The organism is Succinimonas amylolytica DSM 2873, from assembly GCF_000378405.1.
GTDB lineage: Bacteria > Pseudomonadota > Gammaproteobacteria > Enterobacterales > Succinivibrionaceae > Succinimonas > Succinimonas amylolytica.
In genome coordinates, this window is sequence record NZ_KB899641.1 from 72,823 (window position 1) to 92,689 (window position 19,867).

The window sequence follows — 19,867 nt, forward strand, 5'->3', positions numbered from 1 at the left end:
GCCAACGAACAAAATCTATGCAGTGCTAATTTATTGCCGATTTGTACCAGGAATCGGAAAAATGCCTAACCCTCACTGTCAGATATTAAAGGCATCTGTCCCAAATATCAACATCGATAAACGTTTTGTGGAATGTAATCCGCCGCTTAATAGCGGTTAAACGTTAGTTTAGGAAAAAAAGGAGCCAGGTCAGAAAAATTCCAGGCCATAATGGGCATGAGCTTAACAGGATTATGAAGTGCGTTAGAAGTACCTGAACTGAACTCCCTGTCTGCCGATATCAACGAGCTTAGGTATCAGAATGGCAAGTTCATCCTCGGTAAAGCCGGCATATTCGTTAAAACAGGCACATGATGTAACATTGCGGGCAATATTGAATCCGGAGATAAGAGAATCAGGAGATACTGATGACACTCCGGTAATAAAGGTTTGGGCGACAACGCTTTTAGCTCCCTCCTTTATGGCTGCATAGAAACCTTAAGGAATCCGCCGGTGCCGGCAATAGGCCTGAACAGTTCCAAATTCTGAGAGAGAATACTGTTGGCAAAATTGTCATATTCGTCAACCATCAGGCAGAGTGACTTTTTGGAAGGGGGCTGCTTATAAGTATTAAAGAAGGACCTGATAAAGCTGGAAGGAGTTTTCATTTCTGCTTCTGCAGGCTTAAAGATAAAATCATGATAACGGCTTGTAAAGTCTGTTATCCCACTTTTAACTGCAATAATAAAACTTCTCACCAGGGTATATTCCGTATTCCAGATACTCCGAAAATCTCAAAATCAGTTACAAGATAGGTGTTATAACCAGGAATAATTTTCGTATAGATACTCTTCCTGTTAAAGATTTCATCGTATATGTCATTGTATGAGATGCGGGAGAAGCATTTCAGCATTTGGGCAAAGGTACTTTTGCCAAAGTGTTTCGGACGTAGCATAATCGGGTATGGCACGGAATCATACTTTTATCATCAAGAAACTTGATGACAACGCCTTTATCCACGAAAGCAAGATCTGCTTTACGGAACATTTCATAATTGACCTGTCCGTACGGATTATTTAGCAGTTCAGCCTTGTGCTCGCTCATAAGCAATCCTTAATCCCTTCTTCTCTGAAAATCTCATAACGCCGTATTATTAGCTCACTCTGCTAACGAATAAAAACTATTCAATACGGTGCAGAATCTGTTTTAGAATGAAAAAGAACTGTTCAGCAAAAAGGGAATGCCATTCCCAATTTTTAATGATTTAAGCCCCGGTAACACTAAAACCTCTGTTCTGCAGAAATTCATCATGTGAACGCTATCGTCTGGGCAGTGCGGATTTTCGGAAGCTCCGGCGGATTCCCGAAATAAGCATGCAAACCTTGTTTCATAGCTTCGAAACGCAACCGTGAGGCCATGTCTGACTACGTTACTCTGCCATTTTCCGGACCTGATGTTCCGGATGACATGCTGATTCTGCAGCACGTCTCAGAAAGTTTTTCTCAGGTACCTGAAATAAACGGTCAAAGCAGCATTTCACAGCGAGGAGCCCGATCTTCCGATTAGGCATTCGCTTTCCGCCCTGATTAAGAACTTTTGAAAAAAAAATCTCCGCGCCTAAATTAACGGATCAGGAGACATTCGCTGGTTCTTCATACTGAGAATTAATTCCGGATTTATACTCCGTGCTTTCTTACGGGATCCATTCCCCTTTCTCACCTGCTGATGTGGTGATGTTTTATCTCAAATGATGTAATTAATTTTCAGACTTTGTTGTCAGGGTGTTAAAAAACTTGCAAAATTTTGTTAACAATGTATCATTACCGAGTTATTTTCGACTAAAAATCAAAACCGGAGTTGTGTCCATGACCAGATTTTATTATTTCCTCGTTTGGGTAGTCTGCACCCTAGTCATCATGGCTGTAACCGCAAACGCTGTACTTGGAATAGATCAGACAACACTTATGAATGCTCAGACACCTGAGGCCATGAAGGAACTTCTGGCTCCGTCTGTAATAATGCTTCAGAGCGTAGCTTTCCTTGCCACTGTCATCGTTCTTGTGGCTACTGCCTTCAGACTTGGTAATGCCAATATGTCGAAATGGCTGACCCTGCTCATGTTCGTTCCTCTGGTAAATTTCTTATTTGCTATTTTCCTCTGCATTAAGAGGTAATGAGCACGGAATTCCTTTTCAGGAATTTGACTTACCTTAACAATCCTGTCTCTTATGGCAGGATTGTTATTACACTTTGCCAGTATCCAGAACATCTCTCAGAGCCGGATGGCCTGCCGTGAAAATCATAAAGGCAGCTCTCCGTTTCCGAAAAGCCGCCCTTTCCTTACACTCGTATAGCAGATTCGCTACTCAAAAAGCACCTCGCTCCTGGAGGGATCGCCGGCAGATTTCTGCACCCGGATCCGCGACCATATCATGGCTCCGTTAACGATCTGATCCACATGGGTGATAATGCCGATCTGCCTGGGACTCACGGCGGTCATGGCGCTGATAAGCCTGTCCAGCCTTTCATTGTCCAGGGTATCGAATCCTTCATCAATGAACATATTGTCGACTCTGACATTGCTGGAAACCAGATCCGAAAGACCAAAGGCCAGTCCCAGCGCTACCCGGAACTTTTCACCTCCGGACAATGAGCTTACAATGCGGCTCCGGCCACCCCGGTCATGATCAATTACCATAATTTCAAAAGGATTCACTGTTGTCTTGCCGTTATTCTGCGTCCCGGTGGCCTGCCGCAGCTCATACCTTCTTTCAGTAAAATCCCGGATATAGACATTGGCACGGCTGATAAGATAGCCAAAGGTAATGGTCTGGGCATACCGGGCAAAGCCGCTCCTGGTTCCGAACATCCCGCACAGGTCATAAAGAGCGCTGTTGTTATTTCTAAGCTTCTCCTCTTCGGCTGCACACAAAGCGGAATTTCTGACACACTCCTCATTGTTTTTAAGACTGCGCCTGAGCTCCTCTGCTTCCGCAGCAACCAGCTTCCTTTCTTCAGCAAGCTTTAGAGGAAATTCCTCTCTGAGTTCCCCTTCCGGACTCAGGAAGTCAGCAGGAAGCCTCTCACGAAGACCGGAAAGCCGTTCGTCAAGTCTGCCAAGGAGATTTTTATGTTCGTCGATTCTGGCATCCAGATCCCGGATTTTATCTGAAAGAGACTGTACCCGGTTCCTGGCGGTACGGTATTCATCTTCTGAAATTCCAAGACCGTTCCGGAGATCATCTTCAGAATAGCCGGGGTTTTGGGAGACGATAGCCAGAAGCCTCCGGGAGAGCTCCTTCTCATTTTCAGAAAGCTCTGTTTCCTTCCGGGTTAATTCGGAGGCGCCCTCCTGGATTATCCGGTTCTGGCTGTCCAGATCCTTTTCGGAGGCCTTCAGGGTCAGCTGTGCTTTGTTCAGATCGGCTGACGCCTCGCTGACCGCCTTCTCCAGGGCTGTTCTGAATCCGGACACGGAAAGACCTCCGGTAAGAGCCGCAATGTCATTCAGAGCCTTCTGCCTGTCTGCCTCCAGTGCGGAAAGCTGCTGAGAGATGGCGCGGAGCTTTTCGGTAACAGAGTTTTCGCGATCCCGGATAGCTGCGCAGTTCTTCTCAAGTCCGGCAAGCTCGGCAGAAATCGCCCGGTGATTTCCGTCATAGTCTGACAGCCGTCCGATAACCTTCTGATACTCTGCAATTCCGGATTTGAATTCCGGCTCTGCTGATCCGGCAAGTTCCTTCCAGACCCGGGAAACCAGAGGGCTGACATTGTTCAGAACCAGCTCCTTCATCCGGCTCTCTGTGGCTCCGATTTCCTTAAGGGAGTTATTACGGGCTGTGCAGGCGTTTTCCAGAGAGTTAAGTCTGTTTCTGGCATTTCCGATAATAGCCACGCTATCCCTGATCCGCTTTTCCTGCTTCTCAATGACTGAGGCGGCGTTCCTGATAATTCCGCCATAGGCTGCAAGCTCGCCGGATACTGCGGCAAGACTGATTATTTCCGGAACAGCGGGAATCTTTGCGGCTAAAGCGGAGACATCCCCGGAAACATCAAGCTCCTTCAGAACCTGCTCAAGTGCATCCACATGGTTGCTTAGACGGCTAAACTGGAGCATATTAGCCGGGGGAGGTGCGTGCCTGTCAAGCTCCTCCAGCTGATCCCGGATTATCCTGAAAGCAGCGGTCTCATTTTCAGGAATCCCCGCACGAACCTTCAGAACTTCAGCCAGATTGCCGGTGATTCTCCCATATTCCGAAGAGATCTCAATCTGCTTTTCGTCCATGGTCTCCCTGAGATTCCCGAGACCGTTATAATATCCGGTAAGCTCAAGTCGGGATTTGTGAACAGCATTACCGGCTTCCGTTACCCTTTGAGACAGCCCGGCCCGGAAGGCTGCGGCAGAGGAACAGCCGTCTATAAGCCGGGCAATTGTTTCTTCGTCTGCGGCAATTACGGCTTTCTTTTCGGAAATAGCCGCCACGATTTTGTCCCGGATACCATTCGCAGTATTCAGTTCCTGCCGGGAAACCGCTATCTCGGCCTCCTTGGCCTCCAGTGCCGTCTGAAGCTTTCCGAGCTCTCCCGCATAGCCGTTAATGCGCTTTACAGTCTCCCCCAGTTCCGTAACCCGGGACTGGTATTCTGCATCAGAAGCTATGGTAAGCTCCTGCCAGATCCCGTCAAGATCCGGCCGGTCCGAGTAAGGGGACTGGCTGAACAGAGCTTCAAGATCTGCCCGCCTGTTCCCGAGAGCTTCAAGCCCGGATTCTGCTGTACGGTACTTTTCCCCAAAATTCCGGAGCTCCCCGATAAGCACCGGAATGCCGCGGAGATCTGACTCGATCCGGGAGATCTCCTCCAGACCGGCGGTAAGCACCTCTGTTCCAAAGACTTCAAGAGCATGGCGGATATTTCCGGCCGCATCCGCAAGGGAAGAGAGAGTTTTGGAAAGGGAGTCCGGAGGAACCGGTATCAGTTTTGCGGTTTCCAGAGACAGGTCACTCCCGGAAGCCGCCTTCGCAAATTCCTTCCAGCCTGCCGCAAGATGCGACACCTCATGGCAGAAATCCTCTGTTTCATGACCGGAAAACAAAGGAAGCGCAAGTCCCCGGGAGCAAACATCATGCAGACACTTACGGGCATCCTCAATTCTGGCGGGTAAGTTCCCGTTCCCGGGTAAAGGGTTCTTCAAGGACTCTATGCTGTCCCGGAACGCCCTTACTAGTCCTGAAATCTCTCCGGCTTTCGCGGCAATTTCGGAGGCGGCTCCAGGGTACTCTCTGCTGTGCTTCACAATGGCAGTGGCCAGAACATCCTTCCGGGAACATAGCCGGCTGAGTTCATCGGATACTGCAACGCGCTCTTTTTTAAACTCATTCATGTCATGAGTTATCCTGGCAAGATAGGATTCGGGATTCCCGGCCGCTCCGTCCAGCTTCGGATGATCCCGGGATCCGCAGCAGGGGCATTCCTCTCCGGGTTTTAGGTTTAGCGCCACCTCGCTAAGCCGGATCATGCCCTGGCAGGTGCGAATGTTATCCTCCAGTTTCTCAAGACACTCTTTCTTTCTGGAAATGGGGGAACCAGCATCAAGAAGCCCGAGAAGCTCCTCCCGTTCTCCGGCAAGAAAGCCGGAGGTTTCGGAATAATCCTGCGCCAGCCTGAGGAAAGCTGCGAATTTTTCCATAAGATCCCTGGCCTGATGATTAAGTTCTCCGAAAACCTTCGGACACCGTGCCAGGAAAGATCCCGCTTCATCATAAAGACCGGCATCCGGAAGGATCTCTTCGGCAATGCTGAAAGACGCCTTATCCCCGGTTAGCTTCTGATATTTCCGGTATCCAGACTCCCAGTCAGATCTGACAGCTTCAAGAATCTTCTCCTTTTGGGAAATCTCCCCGGAGATCCCGGCAAGATCGTCTTTTACGCGGCGATGCTTTTCAGCAGCAATCGCAAGGTCATTCCAGGAATCCTTTAAAAAGCTCAAGTTCTCATCCTGCTCATGCTTCTTTTCAAGAGCTGTCTTTCTTTCCTGAAGCTCCCCCTGTTCCCGCTGCAGAACCTTAAGGCGCTGTCCGAGCTTGCCGATGGTATCCTCCCCGGTCTTTTTTTCACCCACAAGGCCTGAAAGCTCGTTCTTTGCCTTAAGGCACTTCTGTTCCAGCTGTTCGGCCTTCCCGATATCGGCTTTTCGGGAATCCAGGCTCCTTTCCTCAATGAGGAGATCCTTCCTGGCGTCCAAAAGCTTCTCAAGGGCGTTTTGGCATAGCTGTGCGTCACCGGCAAATTTTGCAGCGTTCCCGTCCAGTTCATCCAGCTGCTTCCCAAGACGGGATACGCTGTCAGAAATTCCGGAAAGAAGAGACTGCCAGTTACCAAGAGCCCCTAAAGCATTTTCATAGGGAGCGGCATCCGGAAGCTCCTTCTCCGGAAAAGAATAAACACCGGGGTCTCCTGAGATGACCCCATAGCGGGCGGCATCTTCCTTCAGGGCCGCAGATATTTCAGAAATCCTCGCGTCCTGTTCCCTGACGGCAGCCTTAAGACTCCTGAGAACGGCTTCTCTGTCCCGCCAGGCCGCAACATTTCCGTTAAGTTCGTTCCAGACCGGAACCAGATCCTGAAATTCTTCGTCTTTCCGGTGCTCATCCTCCAGAGACTTGAGCCTGTCTTCTGCCGCGCTTCGGGTCTGAAGCTGCTCGTCCAGGTCTTTCTGAACCTGGGCAAGCACCGCGTTCTCAGCCTCCCGGTTTTCCAGAAGACCGGAGGCAGCACTGTCCAGTCCGGCCACCTTCTTTTCCAGCATCTCGGCCCGGGCCACCTCCGGCAGTTTCAACTCTCTTTCCCGGTTCTTTTCGTTATAGATCCGCTCCTTATCCAAAAACGCAGTGCGGGATTCCTCATACTTCTTCTCAAAACTCCCCAGAGCTTCCTTCTGCACCTCGTTCTTCTGCTTAAGCTCCTCCAGCGACGTTTTAAGAACCCCAATTCCGGTATAGAGATCCCGGACCGGTGCCGCCAGGTCATGAAGAGCCACGGCCCGGTTTTCATTCTGAAGTCCCGCAAGCTCTGTCTTCAGATGTTCCCGGGAATTTTCCGCCCCGGCAATTTCCGCTTCCTTCTCCCGCATCGCAGTCCGGGTTTCAGAAAATTCCTCCGCGGCCCGGGTTACCGAGCCCATGTCATCAAGTCTTTTCTGAATCTCCGAAAGCTTCTGTTCCTTTGCCTGAATATCCTCTGACGTCAGAAGCTGGGCAGTAAAAACGTCCTGGCGCGATTTGATATCCTGAAGCTGCTTTTCAAGATCCCCCATGCGCTTCCGGGCCGCCTCGTCAATAGCCTTGTAGACTTCCGTGCCGGTAAGCTTCTCAAGGAGTGCAATCTTGGCTTCGGAGGGATCGTCCAGAAATGCGGAAAACTCCCCCTGCGGGAGGATGATCACCTTGCTGAACTGATCCCAGGTCAGACCGGTATATCTGACAGCGTGATCCTGAACAATCATCTTGTTGTCGACACTGACCTCGGTTCTGACAATGTTTCCGGAATCATCAAGAAGGCTGATCCTGAAGGAACGGCTGAATTTGGTCCTTCTCTTGACAATTTCATAGCAGGAACGGTAAACGGAACCGTTATTTGCCACAAAATCCACCGTGGCAGAACAGGAGCTTTCCCCTCTGGTCATAATGTTCAGGGGATCGTACTTGGCGAGTGATAATTGCTCATCCAGGGAAACAGCTCCGCTCTTGCTGTTAAATTTGCCGATGCGCGGGGTATTGCCGTACAGCCCCAGACAGATAGCATCCAGAATGGTGCTTTTTCCGGCACCGGTGTCACCGATAATGGCAAATACTTCGTTCCGGCCTCCGAGAAGCTTTCTGAAATCAATCTCGAAGGACGCCAGACTGGCCAGGTTGGTTCCCGCAACTCTTAATATTTTCATAGCGATATCCCTAAATTCCTAACATGCTTGCTATCTGGTTCGTTACTTTGCATTTGGTGCTGCTTCCCGAATACCCTGCGCTTCGGCAATAATTTCCGAAAGGAGCTTTCGGACATCCTCAGGCATCTCCTTTCCCTTATTGACATCCCGGTACATGCGGGCCGCCAGCTGCATAGGATTCATCACATCGTCCAGAGACTGAAAATCCAGGTCATTCTGGGATCCTTCAGAGCAGCCGGAATCCCTGAGCTCTACCTTGAACTGGCAGATACGTGCTTTGACCCCGGAAAGCTTCCGGAGCTCCTGGTCCAGAAAAATCCGGTATTCTCCGATGCTCTTATAGGATGTATGCCCGGGATCATATGCGGCAAACACCGACAGGAACGGGAGCCCTGCAGGATATGGACCGGATAGCCCCCGGAGAGCATTAAGACCGGCAAGCACAGTATCTTCAGAACCGCTTCCGGTGCCCCGCGGTATTCTGATAAACTCCACCGCCCTCTTGTATACATCCGAAGTAACCGATACGCTGAAGGCCGGACCTCCGTCCTTGTGTTCCTGCGGAGCAAGTTCCACAAGATCCACCCCGTTCCGGTAGGCGATCTCCCCGAAATTTACCGGAAGCGGGGACCCGGAATAGCGAATCCGGGCACTGCCGGCCAGATTCTGTCTGAAATGAATATGCCCGAGAGCCACGTAGTCATAGCCGTCAAAAATTCCGGTGCCCACCTGGTCTTCGCCGCCCAGGGCATTTCCCTTGCCGTCGTTATCATCTCCAAGGGCGGAATCCCTGACATAGAAATGTCCCATGGCGATTACCGGAATCTTTCCGGCGGCTGTCTCGGGCCAGTTTTTTCTGATATAGGAAAGACACCCCTGGTAAATGTTGCGGACTCCGGTCTCGTAACTGACATCACTGTCCCCGGAACCGCGGTTCATGGAAAGGCCGGCCACCGTTGTCGGAGTCAGAAACGGCACGGCTGCCACTACCGCCAGCAGTCTCTGATCCGCTGCATAGACGGGATATGCCAGTTTTTCATAAACAGGCTCGCAGATTTTTCCGTTTTCACCGCTGGAGGAAACCGGAAACTCCCCGACGATTTTCAGCCGGGTACAGCTTTCCATATAAATGGAAATGCTTTCGATCTTTCTCCCGCTGTCATGATTGCCGCTGGTAATCACGATATGCAGATCGGGATAGGTCCTTCTGATTTCATTAAGGGTTCTCCCCAGAAACTTCTCTGCCTCTATAGTCGGCGTTACCGTATCAAAGACATCTCCGGCCACAAGAAGAATCCCGGGACGGGTTCTGGCAATGCTTTCCATAAGGGCGGTTCTGAAGCTTTCGTACTCTGCTGTCCGGTCATAATCATGAAGCCGTTTGCCAAGATGCCAGTCGGAGGTGTGGAGAATTCTTAAAGATGTGATCTGGTTTTCCATATGTAAAGATTCCTGAAAATGATAATACGGAACGGAAGTAGCGTCTGGTTAATAAACTGTCTAAAAAACGACATCCTCCGTTATAAAAGAATGAAAGACTTCGAAAAGCATGCAGAACTGAACGATGGAGAAAAGAAAGAACAAGAAGAAGCCGCATCCTTTCGCGAAATCTTTCATCGCTTTAATAATGGCATACCGCAGTATCAAAAATCAATGTTTTTTGAAAAATAATTTAAAAATTTGATCGGCCTATAATTTCGCAAAGAAAAAGAATCTGAAGAAGCTGGCACTGCTCATAAATGCGAACCCGAGAGCTGCGGTTCTGACTGATGCCGATTAGGCCCGCTGAAACATAGTACATCGGGCGGGATGTTAAGGTGATATCCATGAGGTTTCCGGAAACAAATTTCTGCAGACATGCATAGGAAATTCATGAAACCTGAAGCTGTACCCCGATGCGTAGGCTTTAAAGCGGTGCTGCGGAAATGTTCTCTAGCACCGCTTGTTTTGCTTCGTTGCGGCGGGTGGATTCCTGATTAGAAGATTTCAGATTACAGATTCACCCACAAAGCGGGCCGAACAGTAATGGAATCACTGTTGACATCGCTACCAGTAATGAGTAGTGCATCGTCCGTAAAGACACTCGCATCATGAAACTGACAAAACCCCTGACAGTAAATGACGGAAGTGAGGACGAATGTATCTACCTCATCGAACTGAAGTACGCCGCTAAAAAAGACGCTACGGAAGCAAAGATTGAAAGTCTGAAAAAGGAAGCAGCCGAACAGGTACAAAGCTGCAAAACCGCCCTCGTGTTCAAGGATAAACAGGTCAAGGCCTATGCCATGGTCTTGGCCGGTTCGGAATGCGTGTATTGCGGGTTGCTATTTGAACTGTTGCAGATTTTGCAGCAGCTCAATAGAACCTTTTGAGAACGGGAAACTACTTAACACAAACAAAAACACACTAAGCAGGATTTTTATTGTTATTTACTCTGATTCCATAATTTTCATTATGACCCGCAATTTCTGATTCATTCATTTATCGGTGCCAAAAAGTATTTCTGCAAATAATAGAGCTAATGAAGCCTTTAAAACATCCCCTTTTTGAAAAAATGAATTTTTCGGAATTTGGACACACTCATATATTTCTTATTAATATGATTTGGCAGACATTTCATCTGTTATATTTAATTCGCTCAGTAATTCTGTTGTATCGCTGTGATATAATCAGATACAGATGAATTGTCCTGACAAATAATAATTTAGGATTCACCATCCCTGCGTGTATCTTCCTCAAAAGAATCTTGGGCTGCTACGGTACTGTGAAATTTCAGACTGCCCGCACTGCACAAATCTGGCCAGATATACAGCAGTCCCCAGCCGGAGCATCAGAGTTTATATCCTGATAAACATGACGAGCAGAAACATTATCAGGAATCGATTTAACTTAGTATTGCTCTATGTAAAACTTATTTTAGATTAATTTCTAACACAAATCTAACCAAGGAGCAGTTTATGTATAAACGCCTCTATACCGCCTGTCTGATTTTTCTTCTTAGCTGTTTTGTATCGTCAGCAGTTCAGGCCAGACCGCTGTCCGAATATATAAAAAAGATTGCTCCGGACGATGACATAATTGTTGACACCGTTAATGATGAAGAGCGGGCCCTGGTTGCTGACAGAGAGCGTGATATTAAAAAATTCTATGATTTGATAATCACCGACGACCTGAAAAAAATAAACCTTCTCAGCAAGTCGGTATTTGAAATGTTTTTATCAGAGAAAACCGATTTTACAAAACTGTCCTCCATTGATTATTACAACGTTTACAAAAACAACCAGGCCGACAGCGACAGCAAATATCTGGACAGGACAATAATGCTCTTCGGCACCGTTGAAAAAATTGACACCGCAGACAGCAGGGGCCCGGTTCTGCATTTGGAAACCGAAGACCGCCGCGTTCATGATGGAACCCATGCCTTTTTCAGGGAACCGGAACGGGATAAAGCTCAGATTGTAAAACTGGAAAAGGGGGAAATTGTGACTCTGCTTTGCACCGGCAACGGCATTGCCGGTGGCTTCCCCTCCCTTAAGGACTGCGAATTTCTGGACGGATACCAGGCTGAGTTTCGCAAAGCTCTTCACGAAAAGCTGGATGCCGTAATGAGCGGAGATCTCCAGGCTTCGAAGTTTGCCCTGGCAAGCCTGATCTTTTCCTATGCACTGCTGGTGGACGAACCCAAGCTGATGAAGGATCTCATAAAAAGAGACACCCTCCCCAGTCTGGCAGAAAAGTCACTCCGGCATAACCTTCTGGTGTTGATGTGGATCTTCGATATGAAAACACCGGTTCCCCTGGTTCTGTCTCATAAGGACAAGCTGCGGGCCAGACTGCTGAAGCATGAGATATGGAAGTACCTGATTGTCAAAAAGATCGTCGATCAGAAAAACCGCAAACTCCTGGTTAAGGACTTTGATTTCGACAACGCCCCGCTATTGTAATTATCCCTCATAAATTCCGGCCGATAATCCTTTCTGCGATCTGCTCCAGGATCTTCAGATGCTCAGAACGGCCTTTTCGGATCTTCGCGGGGCAGCTATCATCCGGAACAATACAGCGGGATTTCTTCTGAACGAATCCCGCTTTATCACCGGTAAACTGCTCCGGCTGGTATCGCTGTCCCGCAGAACTGTTTTCTGAAAATCAGTAGTGCCTAATCACCTCAAAACGTTCCATTGTGTAGTGCTCTCCGGGATCTATCCCCGCTTTATGGCAGGCAATGAGAATCTGCTGGCTAACGGAGTCCACGCCCTCAAGATCCGGAAGGAGAAGCCCCCGTCTGCTGCCGCAGCTAACAATAACTCCGTACCTCTTAATGTCCAGCTCCGCCGGCGATGAAATGCGCTCCGGAGACTCCAGCACATCCACCGAAATGTCCAGAAAAGGAAGCTCTTCCGGGGAAACCGGATAAAACCGCGGATCCCGGGTGGCTGCAGATACGGCATTGCGGATAATTTCCTCCGCCAGATTCGGCATTACAGGAGAGATAGTGCCGATGCAGCCCCGGAGATCTCCGAGCTTATGAATGGAAACAAATGCTCCGGCCCTTTTCCGGAGAAGCTCCTCCGGAAGTCCTTCCGGAACCTCCGGTATTTTGCCGTTAGTTACATATTCCGTTACCGTATCCCAGGCAAGCTTTACCCAGGGATCGGCTTTAAGACGCTTGTCCAGACATTCCTGTACATTGGCTTCAGTCATTGAGATTTCTCCATTATCTGACAATTAAGTTCGGTAAGATTTCCCCTGAAAGGCTGGACGGCACCCTGTCAGGCCGCCCTGTAGCAGGAACTCCGCATTCCAGCCCCGCCGGAGGCTGTCACCCTTTTGTGCTCCTGGCAAACGAGCAGATCCCGTAGCCCACCCCGGTGGCATCCTCGTGAGAATATACCCGGGGCTTTACGGCATACCCAGAAAGCGCTCCGGCCATCATGACAAAAGAAAGATGGCCGCACTCTGCCGCCCGGTCCCGAAAATCCTCCTCAAAATCAAAGAGCTCGTTAAAGGCGGCTCTACCCAGCACATCCATGATCCGGGCATCATATTCGGGGCCTTCGGGAGCAAAGCCGTAGGGACCATCCTCTCTGAGCTTATGGGAAAGATCCCCGCTGGCCACGTAAACTGCTCTTCTGGAGAGATCCTCGGTCGCTCTCCGGATCTGTTCTCCGGCCTCATAATAGGCCTTTATAGGCAAATCGGAATAGCCGGTAACCAGAAGCCGGGAGTTAGGAAGGAATTTTCTGATAAACCAGAGAGGCACCATAGTTCCGTGATCCAGCACCGGTCTCCCGAAAGGAATAAAGCGTCCGCTGTACCTCGCATCACCGGCCAGAAGATCCCGGAGTCCGGTATCAACTGTCTCGGTGAAGCGCACTCCGGGGGCCCGGAACTGTCCGAAATCTCCGGTAACGCGCTCTCCGCCGTGCAGGATAAAGCCACCCATTCCAAATTCAGCATGGGGACTCGAAATCACAATGGTATCCGGCTTTAATGCAGCGATCTCTCTTGCCACAGCATCATAGGAAGCAATGGTCTGTGCCACTATCGCCTCGTGGCCTTGCCCCACCGCAGGCACTATCAGAGGCGGATGCGGCACGGTAAAGGCAGCAATAATGCCGGTTTCTCCTTCCGCCTGTCCGGCATTGGCGGATACTGGATTATCAGTCATAGAACCTCCGTTCATCTTCTCATGATTAACAGCAAAAATCTTTCGGGACGCTTCTGATATGTATTTCCGTTTTCAGCAGAATGAAAAACTGCCGCCCATATCCTGCTATGCTAGTTTCGGATCCTGACGGCCGGCCTTATCAGATTCCCCGGCTCATGGACTGCCGCCTCAAGGAAAGTGGCGTCAGTTCAGATTAGAACCGCCCTCGCTCTCTGCCCCGATGGTGCAGAGCCACCAGGGACTGCTTATCCGCCGGATCATTTCCAGCACCGCGGGCTTCAGAGCCTCCCCTCTCCGGAACAGCCTGAACACATAGGCACCGGCTGCGGAGGAGGCAAATGTGCTCTGACCTGCAGCAGTACTGACTGCGGGATTTTCATGAGAAGAGGAATGCTTTTCCGAAACCGGATTCCCCTTCTCAGAAGCTCGGGCAGGAACAAAGATAAAGATCGGCCTTACCAGATACCACTTCCAGCTTTCTTTCCACGTAAAAGCCGTCCAGAATCTTTCCGGTGTCCTCCCTGACACAGTTTAAGACTGTTTTACTGAACTTGTCAGGAAAACCGGTATTAACTCCTGTTACGGTCATAGGGACTCCGCTGACAGAAGCTTGAGCTCCAGAAATCCCTGCCAGGTCACAGTCGAGGAAACAGAAAACAAATAGTCAGCGGGGCTGCACCTGCCATCTAAAGAACAAACGAAGACTCTTTAGGGAATTCCGCATCCGGACTGAGGTTTTCTCTGACAATCTTAAAGAACTCCTGGCAATAGGAATATCTTGTCATTCAAGCTGATTTCGTTAAAAATCCCGGCATCTTTTTCCATAGCGGCACCTGAAATTCTGAGGAGCAGAGGTTTATACCTGATTAAGTATAGCAATGGAGGAGCCCTGGAGTTTTCATATCGATTGAAAAAACCAGCGCTATTCAAATTTTCTGAACACTTTCTATTAAATATTGGGGGATCTTCTGACTCCCCTTCTCTTTGTTCACAAACGTTTCTGAATGGATTACCGGATTATCAGAACCTTCTCTCAGATAATCAGCGGAAGCTGGCCTTTGTACACTGAAGCCCCGCCGACTCTCGCAATATATTCCAGGTCCGGAAGCTCGCTCAGCATCTCAGCCGGAAACGAAGGTTCGCTTTCCTCAGTTACGGTTCTGACGGTATTGAGATTGGGGTCTGTCATGCTCTCCGCGGTGCTCTGGGTGCTCTCGGACACACCCCGGTAGCTGATACGCACTTTGGGAAGAGAATCAGCAACATATTCCCGGGTTTCCCTGTCAATTACCCGGAGACTGATGAGATTGTTGACGTTGCCCAATACCTGCATAGCCCGGGCCGCAGATCCCAGCCGTGATTCGAAATCAGCCACCGTCTGAGTCGCCATGGTGATCCGGAACTGAGCCCCCCGCCCCTTGTTCAGAAGCTGAATAAGCTGCTCATTTATCACCTCTGCAGTTTCATCTACAAAGATATTCACCGGGCGGAGGTTTTTCCCGTAGTTGTACCGGCTTCCGGCCACGGCTGCAAGATCCGCCAGCAGAAGGGAGCCCAGAGCCGCTCCCACTATGGGATCGGTAAGAGAGTCCAGTCCCAGGTAAACAACCCTTTCATGAGCGATAAGACTTTCGAAATCCCAGAGCTCCTCACCAATTCTCACATTATCTGACGGCGACAGCAGATTCCCCAGTTCCCCCTGAGTCAGCATATCCAGAACCGGCAAAAGAGACGCCACCATCTTGCCGTAATGGGCACTGTCATGCTTTGCCAGGGCGAACAGGGCCTCCAGCTCCTCGCTGGGACTCCATTTCTTTATTGCCCGGAGGTAAAAGGCGTTGTATTCATTAAGAAGCTTTCCCGGAATCTTGCTGGTGGCTCTTAACAGACGATCCCGCTCTTCCCGGAAGCGATCCGGGGTATGCTTCAGAAACCATTCCCGAAAACTCAGAAAAGCGAGCTCCATTACCCGGGAGTCGGTGTAGTACCGCACCAGCTTCAGGGTAGGCCTTTTTCCGGTAATGATAATGCCGCCGATAACAGTATTAAGAGCAAGCTCGGCAAAGGCCCTGAAGGGATCCGCCCCGCCCCGGGCCGTGGGAACCAGAGCGGACAGCCGGCTGGCAAGATCGCTCCTTCTGCTGAAATTGTACAGGGGATTTATCTTTATACTCCGTTCCGGAAAACCGGGGTGAAAGAACTTGAAGAGACGGGGATCTGTGGTTGCGGAGATCGCCCTGGTATGAGCCGCCAGATCCTGATCCCCTTTGGGATCCAGGATGATGACGCACTCTCCGCGTAAAACCGCCTGGGCAATCAGAAGGTCAAACAGCCTGGTCTTGCCGGCACCTGTAGTTCCGGTTATAAGCACATGTCCGGCAATAAAGCTCAGAGGAATATACAGGGATTCCGGTTTCCCAAGCCCCTGAATAAACCGGGAGCCCCTTACTCCGGGATCCCGGGTAAGCAGCTGTCTCTTCCAGGAGCTTTCGAGATAATCCCGAAGCTTCTGTGCCTCCTGTTTCCGCCAGGGAAAGCCGGTACCAAGATAGAGGAGGTCCGGTTTCATAAATTGTGAAAGACTGCCCAGCGGCAATTTCCGGAGCCCCTGACCTGAAAGTCTGGAAATGTGCTCCCGGAGTTCCTGATGCTTCATTATGCGGTTAACAAGGAGTAATGAAAGGCCCAGGACAGCCAGCAATGCTGCAGGAGACCGGACCGTGCCGGGGTCAGGCAAACCAAATACCGCGACAGCAGGGATCGCTATTGCCAGCATTCCCGTTCTTGCCCGGGACAGTGTCAGGATCAGTGCCTTATCCGCTATTTTGGTACTGTTCATATTTATCCTTCCGATACAGCTATTCTCTCTGTGCGGGGATCAGACACTCTACGGAGTTTTCGGGAAGCCCGGTTCTGAAAAGCCGGACTCCTCAGCTCCACTCTATGATGACTATCCCAGCAGCCCTCGCATAGTCCCCGGAATCCCGTGGACACCTTGCTAAACAAAATAGCGCGGCCCCTTTCCAGCCGCATTTTCCCCCGCCTTTTCAGTTTCAGCCCGGGCTTCAGACAGCTTGATAAACCTCCCGCTGGCATTCCGGGGCCGCGGCGGCGTCCTCTTTTCTCTCAGGGGGTTAAGAGCCCAGTCGTCATCTCCCGGGCTGTTGCCTGACTTACCGCCCTTTTCAGAATACGCTTCAAGTCCGGTGCGTAAAATGATCTCCCGATCCGGAACTTCAGTTTCAGGAACCGGGAACAGCGGAACATCCAGATGTTCTTCGGGGGACGGAGTCTGCAGTTTTTTCTTCCGGGAGGCTTTTCCGGATACTGCCCCCTTTTTCTGAAGTTCTGCAGTTTTCTTAACGGAACTTCCCTGAGACATCGTTCCCGAAACTCCGTCGTTCCCGGCGGATGCGGGCTTTTCCGGGAGAGACGAAGAAGAAGCAGAAACGGATACGGCTTCCCTGGGAGGATTTTCCTTTCCGGCAGGAGAATGCTGCGCCGGCTTTTGGCCTGCCCTTCCCCCTCTGGCGTCCTTTCCCGCCCTATCCAGGAAGGCTGGAGAAGTCTCATTACGGAACACATTTCCAGTCTCCGGCGGACAGGATTCCTGGGAACTTTCCGGGGCAGATTCCCTGCCCGGATCTCCGCAAGCTTCACCGTTCTGTGCGGTCTTTCCGGCAGCCCCCGTTCTACCGGAGCCTCTGACATGCTTCCTTTTGCTGTAAAGGGCATTCACGGCCGCATACAGGGTTCCCCCTGAGGCTTCAGGTGTCTCATTTCCGGAATCCAGATATGCCAGAAAGTCCCGCAGAGGTGTGCCGCCTGTTCCTGTTTTCCGGGGAGGGGTGTCTTCTGACAGCCCATAATGACAGGGATCCTGAGGAGAAAGCGGTTCTGTTTCCGGATAACCGGCGTCAGAACCAGCCCCTTCCGAATGCGGAACCCTTCTGTCATTCCCTGCACCGGGGGTTTCTGATCCTCCCGCATCTTCGCATCCGCATTCCGCATCCTGAGAGGAGGAACCGGCTGTTCCTTCATGGGAGCTGCAATCAGATTCGGGAGATGACGGAGCTTCTTCTGCAGCCCCCGGAAGCAAAGCACTGAGTTCCTCCATAGAATATTCCCGGGAGCTTCCCTCCCGCTTCAGTCTCAGCAGGAGATCCCGGATTGCGGGATCCGTTCCGGGAAGAGAGCATGGCAGCACCAGATTCTGGCAAAAATACTCCGGGGCAATAATCTCAAGTCCTAAAAGGAGCCGGGCCCGCCCCCGGTCGTTAATGACCAGCGGTGTCAGAACCTCGCCAGAGGACTCACTGAAGCTCCGGGCAATCCCCAGAAGCACCAGCTTTTCTGCCAAATCCCGGAAATCCCGGAGATTAAGATTAATCCCCATATCTGCTCCAAAGCGGATAAGCTCCCAGAACCGGTCCGGGGTCAGCACAAGATACAGTATTTCATCTATGTACCAGAGATAGCTACCGGGAGCATTAAAGGGAACGGGACTTTCCCGGATCCGGTTCTGGAGTGCTGCTATCAGCCGAATCAGCGCATGAGGCTTCCGTGCAAAGCGCTGCAGGGCAGCTCCGGTTCCCCGGAGGTCCGCCTCCACACTGCCGGTATCCGCCTTTTTTATTATGGAGTAGAAGGCTGAACCCGGGTTGCCGTACAGGGCGTCAAAGAGTTCGGAATATAAAGCAGGCTCAGACATCAGAACTCTAAGGAGCGGCGGCGGAATGATTTCCCTGGCGAGAAGCGGTGTCAGATTCTCATGGGTTCTGCCCCGCTTCGGACGATAGCGAAAAAAGTAGCTTCGTGCCCCGCATCTTTGCAGGAATCCCCGGAGGCTTTCCTGTACCGGACTCCAGACATCACCGTCAGCGGTCATGACCTCCATGTCCGACACTGCTTTTCCGGCATCATGAAGAAGTCCGCCGGTGTACACAGAAAGAGCATACAGCACCGCTTTCCGGCGCCGCTGTTCCGGTTCGTCTCCCACCGTCATGACATCCCTTTTGAGAAAGCTCAGGGTAAGCGCCGCAGTCTCCATACTGTGCCGGAAAAGCCCGCCGGCTTCACAGTGATGGTAACATTCCGAGGCCGGGAGCGCGTCCATGTAATTAAGAGCATTTTCGATAAGAGGAAGTACCTTTTCTGAAAATTCATCCGGCCGGAGGGGAAGATGCTCCCTTGCCTCCCCGATAAGGGCTGCCAGGTTCTGAAAATACTCTTCCCGGGGCCGGAGCTCCAGTCTTCCGGAATACTCCGCGGCTCCCTTTCCCGAAAATTCCGACACCTGGGCGCTGACAGCCTCTCCGTCCGCGCCCTTCTGAATCACCCGGGAGGCGGAATCATGGCCAGAGCTCCCGTTCCCCGCGAGATAATCGTCCAGACTGAGAAAAGGATCTTTGGATACGGGGATGGCGCCGGACATAAATTCTTCCGAAAAGAAAATACCGTCGCCGGAAAAAATCTCCCGAAAGGGCTGCCCTGACTTTCCGGTTTGGGAATCTCGGGGATCGCAGAGCTCCTCTGCAGACTTCCCCCTTCTGCGGGAAGCTCCCTCATGGGGGAGTCTCTTTCGGGAACTCCGGGAATTAAAACTGCTCCCCGTCTGCAAAGACGCAGAGGACAGCTCCTCCTCAATGAACCGAAGATACTCCCGGGAAGTCTCCGTCCGGATTCTCCCGGATGCCGCTTCTGAGTGTACCCTGTTCCTGCGCTGTCTTCGCGGTGCTGATAAGGATCCCTGCGGTACCGGCTTGGTTTTCTTCCCGCAAGAGCCGTCAGCACCAGAAGGCTGATTCTGTGCCCCCGCAGGGTAATCACACCGAGCCCTGCGTTTCCCGGTTAGATTCCGGACTCTGCTGCCGCTGTCAGGACAGGAACCTGAAAGCACTGCCATAATCCGCCTGATGAATTTCAGCATATATTCTCCCCTGAAAATTTCAGATAAGAATAACCTGAAGATCCGGGAACAGCGTAAAAAAAGCCATATAGCCAGATTTAGGTCCTTCATGACAGGGAGAATTATTAAAAAAATCGGGTAGGGGGAGCCTAACTCACCCCTCCCACACCACCGAACGTGCGGATCCGCATTCGGCGGTTCAAAACGATAAACGCAGAAGTAAATATATCAGCCCTTCCACGCAAACTGTTCCAAAGTAGCCCATCCCTCACTCAGCAGACGCTTATTACTAAGAATTCTGTGAATCACAGGAGTCATGGACATAGTCCAGTACCTATTAGAGGAATACGCATATTGAGAGGGGGATGCG

At 50.8% G+C, this 19,867-nt stretch carries 15 protein-coding genes; 5 read left to right on the plus strand and 10 right to left on the minus strand.

The features are described 5' to 3' along the window. Positions 1-243: 243 nt before the first annotated feature. Together F557_RS22030 and F557_RS0116955 are read right to left on the minus strand one after the other, a co-directional pair. On the minus strand, positions 244-414 hold the full coding sequence (locus F557_RS22030) for a hypothetical protein (protein ID WP_019003399.1): 171 nt from the start codon (positions 412-414) through the stop codon (positions 244-246). A gap of 44 nt (positions 415-458) precedes the next feature. Further along, on the minus strand, positions 459-647 hold the full coding sequence (locus tag F557_RS0116955; RefSeq protein WP_157617945.1) for a hypothetical protein: 189 nt from the start codon (positions 645-647) through the stop codon (positions 459-461). A gap of 1,197 nt (positions 648-1,844) precedes the next feature. Here F557_RS0116955 and F557_RS0116975 point away from each other — a divergent pair. Beyond that, a complete protein-coding gene (locus tag F557_RS0116975; protein ID WP_019003404.1) occupies positions 1,845-2,153 on the plus strand; it encodes a DUF805 domain-containing protein in 309 nt (102 codons plus the stop codon). Between the two features lie 188 nt (positions 2,154-2,341). On the opposite strand, the gene F557_RS0116980 is transcribed toward F557_RS0116975, so the two are convergent. Both F557_RS0116980 and F557_RS0116985 read right to left on the minus strand, forming a co-directional pair. After that, on the minus strand, positions 2,342-7,921 hold the full coding sequence (locus F557_RS0116980; protein WP_019003405.1) for an AAA family ATPase: 5,580 nt from the start codon (positions 7,919-7,921) through the stop codon (positions 2,342-2,344). A 42-nt stretch (positions 7,922-7,963) separates the two neighbouring features. Continuing rightward, positions 7,964-9,361, minus strand: a complete 1,398-nt coding sequence (locus F557_RS0116985) for a metallophosphoesterase family protein (RefSeq protein WP_019003406.1) — start codon at positions 9,359-9,361, stop codon at positions 7,964-7,966. 90 nt (positions 9,362-9,451) lie between these two features. On the opposite strand from F557_RS0116985, the gene F557_RS0116990 reads away from it, so the two are divergent. The 4 genes from F557_RS0116990 to F557_RS22475 all read left to right on the plus strand — a co-directional run bounded on the left by F557_RS0116990 (position 9,452) and on the right by F557_RS22475 (position 12,064). Continuing rightward, complete coding sequence (locus F557_RS0116990) at positions 9,452-9,592, plus strand: hypothetical protein (protein ID WP_157617946.1); 141 nt, start codon at positions 9,452-9,454, stop codon at positions 9,590-9,592. Between the two features lie 419 nt (positions 9,593-10,011). Next, positions 10,012-10,293, plus strand: a complete 282-nt coding sequence (locus tag F557_RS0117000; protein WP_019003409.1) for a PD-(D/E)XK nuclease domain-containing protein — start codon at positions 10,012-10,014, stop codon at positions 10,291-10,293. Positions 10,294-10,878: 585 nt separating this feature from the next. Next, positions 10,879-11,865, plus strand: coding sequence for an OB-fold protein (locus F557_RS0117010; protein ID WP_019003411.1), 987 nt, complete (start codon positions 10,879-10,881; stop codon positions 11,863-11,865). A 58-nt stretch (positions 11,866-11,923) separates the two neighbouring features. Beyond that, positions 11,924-12,064 carry a hypothetical protein gene (locus F557_RS22475; RefSeq protein WP_019003412.1) on the plus strand — a complete coding sequence of 47 codons (141 nt, stop codon included), beginning with the start codon at positions 11,924-11,926 and terminating at the stop codon, positions 12,062-12,064. Between the two features lie 3 nt (positions 12,065-12,067). On the opposite strand, the gene amrA is transcribed toward F557_RS22475, so the two are convergent. From amrA to mobH, 6 genes are all read right to left on the minus strand, one after another. Beyond that, the gene (amrA, locus tag F557_RS20640) at positions 12,068-12,622 is read right to left on the minus strand and encodes an AmmeMemoRadiSam system protein A (protein WP_019003413.1); all 555 of its coding nucleotides are present in this window, start codon (positions 12,620-12,622) and stop codon (positions 12,068-12,070) included. 118 nt (positions 12,623-12,740) lie between these two features. After that, on the minus strand, positions 12,741-13,589 hold the full coding sequence (locus F557_RS20645; RefSeq protein ID WP_019003414.1) for a class III extradiol dioxygenase subunit B-like domain-containing protein: 849 nt from the start codon (positions 13,587-13,589) through the stop codon (positions 12,741-12,743). A gap of 183 nt (positions 13,590-13,772) precedes the next feature. Further along, positions 13,773-13,901, minus strand: a complete 129-nt coding sequence (locus F557_RS23560) for a hypothetical protein (protein WP_274968659.1) — start codon at positions 13,899-13,901, stop codon at positions 13,773-13,775. Positions 13,902-14,007: 106 nt separating this feature from the next. Continuing rightward, positions 14,008-14,178 carry a hypothetical protein gene (locus tag F557_RS22480; RefSeq protein WP_157617947.1) on the minus strand — a complete coding sequence of 57 codons (171 nt, stop codon included), beginning with the start codon at positions 14,176-14,178 and terminating at the stop codon, positions 14,008-14,010. A 444-nt stretch (positions 14,179-14,622) separates the two neighbouring features. Further along, positions 14,623-16,428, minus strand: a complete 1,806-nt coding sequence (traD, locus tag F557_RS20650) for a conjugative transfer system coupling protein TraD (protein WP_019003416.1) — start codon at positions 16,426-16,428, stop codon at positions 14,623-14,625. A gap of 159 nt (positions 16,429-16,587) precedes the next feature. Then, entirely contained in the window at positions 16,588-19,518 is a 2,931-nt protein-coding gene (mobH, locus tag F557_RS0117035; protein ID WP_019003417.1) for a MobH family relaxase, read from the minus strand. Between the last annotated feature and the right edge of the window lie 349 nt (positions 19,519-19,867).